The organism is Caballeronia jiangsuensis (assembly GCF_046030135.1).
Lineage (GTDB): Bacteria > Pseudomonadota > Gammaproteobacteria > Burkholderiales > Burkholderiaceae > Caballeronia > Caballeronia jiangsuensis.
Genome location: NZ_JAQQDB010000084.1, coordinates 1 through 6688, shown reverse-complemented (window position 1 = coordinate 6688; position 6688 = coordinate 1). Strand labels below are relative to the sequence as shown.

The following is a 6688-nucleotide window of genomic DNA, read 5'->3' as shown; positions in this document are numbered from 1 at the left end:
TGTGCTTTCCGGCGATCGCGGCAAATCGGTCAGCCAAAAAAAACGCCGCGGTTTTCACCGCGGCGCCCAACGCAAACACCCAGCAAGCACTTCCAGGGTTACGACATTTTTAGTGCGCGTCGCCCGCGTGGGCCGCGCCTTCGAACTCGTGCGCGGCTTCACGCGCATCGCGCCGCGCGTCGCGTTCCTTGCGCACGCCGTTGAACACGATGTTCAACACGACCGCCGACACCGACGCCAGCAAAATCCCGCTATGGAGAATCGGCTCCAGCGCGTGCGGCAGTTGCGTGAAGAACTTCGGCGCGACGACCGGCACCATACCCATCCCGACGCTCACCGCGACGATGAACAGGTTGTGCTGGTTCTTCGAGAAGTCCACGCGCGACAGCGTCTTGATGCCGTTTGCCGCGACCATGCCGAACATCACGATGCCCGCGCCGCCGAGCACGAACGGCGGCACCGACGCCACCACCTGCGCCATCTTCGGGAAGAGGCCGAGCACGACGAGAATCACGCCGCCCGTCGCGCAGACGAAGCGGCTCTTCACGCCCGTCACGCCGATCAGGCCGACGTTCTGCGAAAAAGACGTATGCGGGAACGAGTTGAAGATGCCGCCGATCAGCGTGCCGAGTCCATCGACACGCAGGCCGCGCACGAGCGCTTTCTGATCGACCGGACGCTCGACGAGATCGCCGACCGCGAGGAACATGCCCGTCGATTCGATGAAGGTGACGAACATGACGATGACCATCGTCGCGACGGAGAGCGCATCGAAATGCGGCATGCCGAAGTGGAACGGCAGCACGATGCCGACCCACGGTGCGTGCGCGACGCCATCCATGTTCACGCGGCCGAGCAGCGCGGCGATCACGAAGCCCGCGACGATCCCGAGCAGCACCGAGATATTCGCGATGAAACCGCGTGCGAACTTGTTGATGAGCAGGATCAGCGAAAGCACGACGAGCGACAGCAGCAGAAACACCGGATTACCGTATTCGGGATTGCCGATGCCGCCCGCCGCCCAGTTGATGCCGACGCCCATCAACGAGAGACCGATCACCGCGATCACGGTGCCGACCACGACCGGCGGGAAGAATCGCAACAGCTTGCCGATCATCGGCGCGAGGAAGATGCCGATCACGCCCGCCGCGATGGTCGCGCCGAACACGTCGAGAATGCCGAGCGAGGGGTTGGTGCCGATCGCGACCATCGGGCCGACGGCCGCGAACGTGCAGCCCATGATCACGGGCAGGCGAATGCCGAAGATCCACAGACCGAGCGTCTGAATCAAGGTGGCGACGCCGCACGAGAACAAGTCCGCGCTGATGAGGAACGCGACCTGGTCTTTTGGCAGTCCCATCGCCGCGCCGAGAATCAGGGGCACCGCGACCGCGCCCGCGTACATCACGAGAACGTGCTGAATGCCGAGCGTCAGCAACTGACCGGCGGGCAGCCGTTCGTCGCACGGATGCACGGACGGGTTCACCGAACTTGAAGCCATGTCTCTCTCCTATGTCACCTTCCATTTGAATGGCCTCCAAGTTAAGTGCATCGGAACCCACGAACAAGACCACGCGGCGCTATACGTCGCGTTCGCCCGTCGATATGGGTTTCGCGCGCCACCGGTGGCGCGAACATGCGCAAGTCCTTGCTACAAAGGGTTTGACGCACATCGCCGGAATTTCGTCGCGTGACGAAAGGCCGCTTTCTTCGAGCGCTCGTTATGATGTTCATCACGCCGCGCGTATAGTCCGTTTTTCGTGTTCGTCGCGCGATCGCGGGGTATACCCGCGTTTTACGCGTTTTCCCTAACGTCTTTTCAGACTCGGAATCCCATGCGTTTTTTAGGCATCGATCTCGGTACGGGCTCCCTGAAACTCGCCATCGTCGATGAAGACGGGCGCGAAATCGCATCGTCGAGCGCGGCGTATTCGGTGACCAGCGCGCAGCCCGGCTGGGCCGAAACCACGGTCGATGCGTGGTACTCCGCGCTCGTCGGCGCCGCGTCGCGTTTGCCCGCGGACGAGCGTGAAGCGGTGAGCGGAATCGGCTTTTCCGGGCAGATGCACGGCGTCGTGCCGACCGCCGCCGATGGCCGCGCGCTGCGCGCCGCGATGCTCTGGCCCGACACGCGCGCCCGCGATCTGCTCGACGCATGGCCCGCGCCGCAGCCGAATCCCGTTGCGCCGGGCATGGCGGGGCCGTTGTTGCGCTGGCTCGTGTCGCACGAACCGGAGATTGCGAACGCCACGCGCTGGGCGTTGCAGCCGAAGGACTGGTTGCGCGCGAAGCTCGGCGGAAGATTCGTCACCGATGCCTCCGATGCCTGCGCGACCGCGCTCGCGGCGCCATCGGGCGAATGGAACGATGCGCTCATCGACGCGCTCGGCCTGCCGCGCACATGGTTCGCGCCGCTGGCGGCATCGCATGAGAGCGGCGGCGCGTTATCGGGCGAAGCGGCGGCGGAACTGGGCTTACGCGCGGGCATTCCGATGGCCGTAGGCGCGGGCGATACGCCGTGCGCCGCGCTCGGCAGCGGACTGTCGGCCGATGGCGACGCCTTGCTCACCACCGGCACCGGCGGCCAGATCGTCGTGATGTGCGCCGCTGCGCCCGCGCCCGTGCATGGCCTGCACACGTATCGTGCGGCAACGGGTGCGTGGTATCGCATGGCGGCGATGCAGAACGTCGGCGTCGCGCTGGAGGCGGTGCGCGGCTGGCTCGGCTATGCGTCGTGGCCGCAAGCCTACGACGATGCGTTCACTGCGAACGCCAGCGCCTCCGTGAGCTTCCTGCCGTACCTGAGCGGCGAACGTTCCCCGTGGATGAACCCCGGCGCGCGCGGCGGCTGGCTCGGACTCGGCCTCGACGACACGCGCGCCACGATGATGCGCGCCGCGTTCGAGGGCGTGGCATTCGCCTTGCGTGCCGGACTCGATGCGATTCGCGCGAACGGCACGCCGCTCGATTCGATGCTGCTCGCGGGCGGCGGCTCCGTCGATGCGCGCTGGCGGCAGTTGCTCGCGGATGCATTGCGGGTCGAGCTGCACGCCGTCGACTGCCCGAACGCGGCGACGCGCGGCGCGGCGATCCTCGGCGGCATCGCGGCGGGCCACTGGCGCATCGACGATCTCGCATCGCTCGCACCCACGGCGACGCTCGTCGCGACGCCGCATGCGAACGCTTCACTCGACGCACGGCTCGCGCGTTTCATCGATCTGTACAGGCGTACCGAAGACTGGTTCACGATCGGGCGCGAGTCCGCTTAAACTTTCGTACCTTTAATCCCGATGCAATCCGCATCGGGGAGCATGAAGCGTCGCTTCATATGAGCGGTAACCGAAGCGCGCTTCGTCGAGACCACATCGAACTCAGCCATGCCCGCACCTTCGCCGTCACATCCCGATTTCCGCGCGCGCGCGTTCCTGCTCGATCACGCGTTGCGCACGATGACCTTCTACCACCCGCACTGCATGGATCCCGCGGGCGGCTTCTTCCACTACTACAAGAACGACGGCACGATCTACGACCGCGTATCGCGACATCTCGTATCGAGTACGCGCTTCGTCTTCAACTACGCGATGGCGTACAAGCACTTCGGTCTCGATGAATATCGCGGCGGCGTGGCGCATGGCATCGAATATCTGCGCGAGTTTCATCGAAATCCGCAGACGGGCGGCTATGCGTGGACGCTGAACGGACGCGACGTCACCGATGCGACCAACCATTGCTACGGCCTCGCGTTCGTCGTCCTCGCCTATGCGAAGGCGGTCGAAGCGGGCTTCGACGAGGCGCGCGCGTATCTCGACGAGACCTGGAACGTGATGGAGACGCACTTCTGGGATGCGCAGCACGGTCTCTACAAGGACGAAGCGAGCGCCGACTGGCAGGTGTCCGACTATCGCGGACAGAACGCGAATATGCACGCCTGCGAGGCGCTGCTGGCCGCGTTCGAAGCGACGGGCGAAGCGCGCTATCTCGACCGCGCGGCCCTGCTCGCCGACAACATGGTGAACCGTCAGGCCGCGCTCGCGGGCGGGCTCGTGTGGGAACACTACAAGCCGGACTGGTCGATCGACTGGGACTACAACAAGGGCGATCGCAGCAACATCTTCAGGCCGTGGGGCTTTCAGCCGGGGCACCAGACCGAATGGGCGAAGCTGCTGCTGATCCTCGACCGTCATCGGCCCGAGGCGTGGCATGTCACGCGTGCGCGCGAACTGTTCGACCGCGCGCTGGAACTGTCGTGGGATCACGAGCACGGCGGAATGGTGTACGGCTTCGATCCCGACGGCAAGTTCTACGACGAGGACAAGTATTTCTGGGTGCAGGCGGAATCGCTCGCGACGGCCGCGCTGCTCGCGGACCACGCGCAACGCGACGGCGACGCCGCGCTCGCCGTGCGTTACTGGAACGATTACGACCGCCTGTGGGCGTATAGCTGGGAGCATTTCGTCGATCACAAGTGGGGCGCGTGGTATCGCATTCTCACGCGCGACAACCGCCAGTACAGCGACGAGAAGAGCCCGGCCGGAAAGGTCGACTATCACACGATGGGCGCATGCTACGAAGTCCTGAACGTCGTGCGCTAAAGAGAATCCGCATCACCGAAACTACAGGAGCTGAACGATGAAGACGAAAGCAGCAATCGCATGGGAAGCCGGCAAGCCGTTGACGATCGAGGAAGTCGATCTCGAAGGTCCGCGCGCGGGTGAAGTCCTGATCGAAGTCAAGGCGACGGGCATCTGTCACACCGATTACTACACGCTGTCGGGCGCGGACCCGGAAGGCATCTTTCCGGCGATCCTTGGGCACGAAGGCGCGGGCGTCGTCGTGGATGTCGGGCCTGGTGTCGGCACGTTGAGAAAGGGCGATCACGTCATTCCGCTATATACGCCGGAATGCCGCCAGTGCAAGTTCTGCCTGTCGCGCAAGACGAATCTCTGTCAGGCGATTCGCGCGACGCAAGGCAAAGGCCTGATGCCGGATGCCACGTCGCGTTTCTCGCTCGATGGCAAGCCTTTGTTCCACTACATGGGCACATCGACGTTTTCGAACTTCATCGTCGTGCCTGAAATCGCGGTCGCGAAAGTCCGCGAAGACGCGCCGTTCGACAAGATCTGCTACATCGGCTGCGGCGTGACGACGGGCGTCGGCGCGGTCGTCTACTCGGCGAAAGTGGAAGCGGGCGCGAATGTCGTTGTGTTCGGGCTGGGCGGTATCGGGCTGAACGTGATTCAGGGCGCGAAGATGGTGGGCGCGGACAAGATCATCGGCGTCGATATCAATCCGGGCCGGGTCGAGCTCGCGAAGAAGTTCGGCATGACGCACTTCATCAACCCGAAGGAAGTCGAGAATGTTGTCGACCATATCGTGCAACTCACCGATGGCGGCGCGGACTATTCCTTCGAGTGCGTCGGCAATGTGAAGCTCATGCGTCAGGCGCTCGAATGCACGCACAAGGGCTGGGGGCAGTCGTTCATCATCGGCGTGGCGGCGGCGGGCGAAGAGATCAGCACGCGCCCGTTCCAGCTCGTGACGGGCCGCGAATGGAAAGGCTCGGCGTTCGGCGGCGCGCGCGGGCGCACGGACGTGCCGAAGATCGTCGACTGGTACATGGAAGGCAAGATCAATATCGACGATCTGATCACGCATCATCTCAAGCTGGAGCAGATCAACGATGGCTTTGACCTGATGAAGAAGGGTGAGTCGATCCGTTCCGTCGTCATCTACTGAGCGAGGAAAACGCCATGCTGGAACTCGTGGAAGAACATCGTTGCTTCGACGGCGTGCAGCGCATCTATCGGCACGAATCGCAGACTATCGGCCTGCCGATGCGTTTCTCCGTCTTTTTGCCTGCGCGGGCGTCGTCCGGAAAGGTGCCGGCGCTGTTTTATCTCGCCGGCCTCACCTGCACGGAAGAGACGTTTCCGATCAAGGCGGGCGCGCAGCGTTATGCGGCGGAACACGGTATCGCGTTGATCTCGCCGGATACTTCGCCTCGCGGGGCGGATATTGCGGGCGAGAAAGATGCGTGGGATTTCGGCGTCGGGGCGGGCTTTTATGTCGATGCGACGCGCGAGCCGTGGGCACGGCGTTATCGGATGTACTCGTATGTGACGCAGGAATTGCGCGAGACGGTGCTCGCCGAGTTGCCTGTGCGTGAGGATCGCATCGGCATCTTCGGACATTCGATGGGCGGTCATGGCGCGCTCGTGCTCGCGTTGCGCAATCCTGAGTTGTACAGGTCGGTGTCGGCGTTCGCGCCGATCGCGGCGCCTTCGCAGTGTCCGTGGGGCGTGAAGGCGTTCTCGGGCTATCTCGGCGACGACCGCGAAGCGTGGAAGCAATATGATGCGAGCGAACTCATCAAGGGGGATGCCGCGGCGCGGTTCGAAGGCGGTATTCTCGTCGATCAGGGACTGGCGGATCAGTTTCTTGCCGAGCAGTTGCATCCGGATGTGTTGGAGCGCAATGCGCGGGGGGCGGGGCACGAGGTGATCGTGCGGCGTCATGAAGGGTATGACCACGGGTACTTCTTTATCTCGACCTTCGTCGGGGAACATGTCGCGCATCATGCGCGGGTTTTGTGTCGGTGAGTCTTTTGGTCTTGCCTTCGCTTTCGCTTTCGTGGAATCCCGATTTCGCGGTGGTCTATTAGCTCTGCCCCTCCCCGGGGCGGGGGTCA

5 protein-coding genes are annotated in these 6688 nt (G+C 63.8%); 4 read left to right on the top strand and 1 reads right to left on the bottom strand.

What is annotated here, in order from left to right:
- Nucleotides 1–109 precede the first annotated feature (109 nt).
- On the bottom strand, nt 110–1501 hold the full coding sequence (locus PQR08_RS38320; protein ID WP_187609841.1) for a nucleobase:cation symporter-2 family protein: 1392 nt from the start codon (nt 1499–1501) through the stop codon (nt 110–112).
- A gap of 334 nt (nt 1502–1835) precedes the next feature.
- On the opposite strand from PQR08_RS38320, the gene PQR08_RS38315 reads away from it, so the two are divergent.
- From PQR08_RS38315 to fghA, 4 genes are all read left to right on the top strand, one after another.
- Nucleotides 1836–3269, top strand: coding sequence for a xylulokinase (locus PQR08_RS38315; protein ID WP_408164419.1), 1434 nt, complete (start codon nt 1836–1838; stop codon nt 3267–3269).
- Nucleotides 3270–3377: 108 nt separating this feature from the next.
- Nucleotides 3378–4592 carry an AGE family epimerase/isomerase gene (locus PQR08_RS38310; protein WP_408164418.1) on the top strand — a complete coding sequence of 405 codons (1215 nt, stop codon included), beginning with the start codon at nt 3378–3380 and terminating at the stop codon, nt 4590–4592.
- 37 nt (nt 4593–4629) lie between these two features.
- Nucleotides 4630–5736 carry an S-(hydroxymethyl)glutathione dehydrogenase/class III alcohol dehydrogenase gene (locus PQR08_RS38305; RefSeq protein ID WP_408164416.1) on the top strand — a complete coding sequence of 369 codons (1107 nt, stop codon included), beginning with the start codon at nt 4630–4632 and terminating at the stop codon, nt 5734–5736.
- Nucleotides 5737–5750: 14 nt separating this feature from the next.
- Entirely contained in the window at nt 5751–6599 is an 849-nt protein-coding gene (gene fghA / locus PQR08_RS38300) for an S-formylglutathione hydrolase (protein WP_408164414.1), read from the top strand.
- Nucleotides 6600–6688 lie beyond the last annotated feature (89 nt).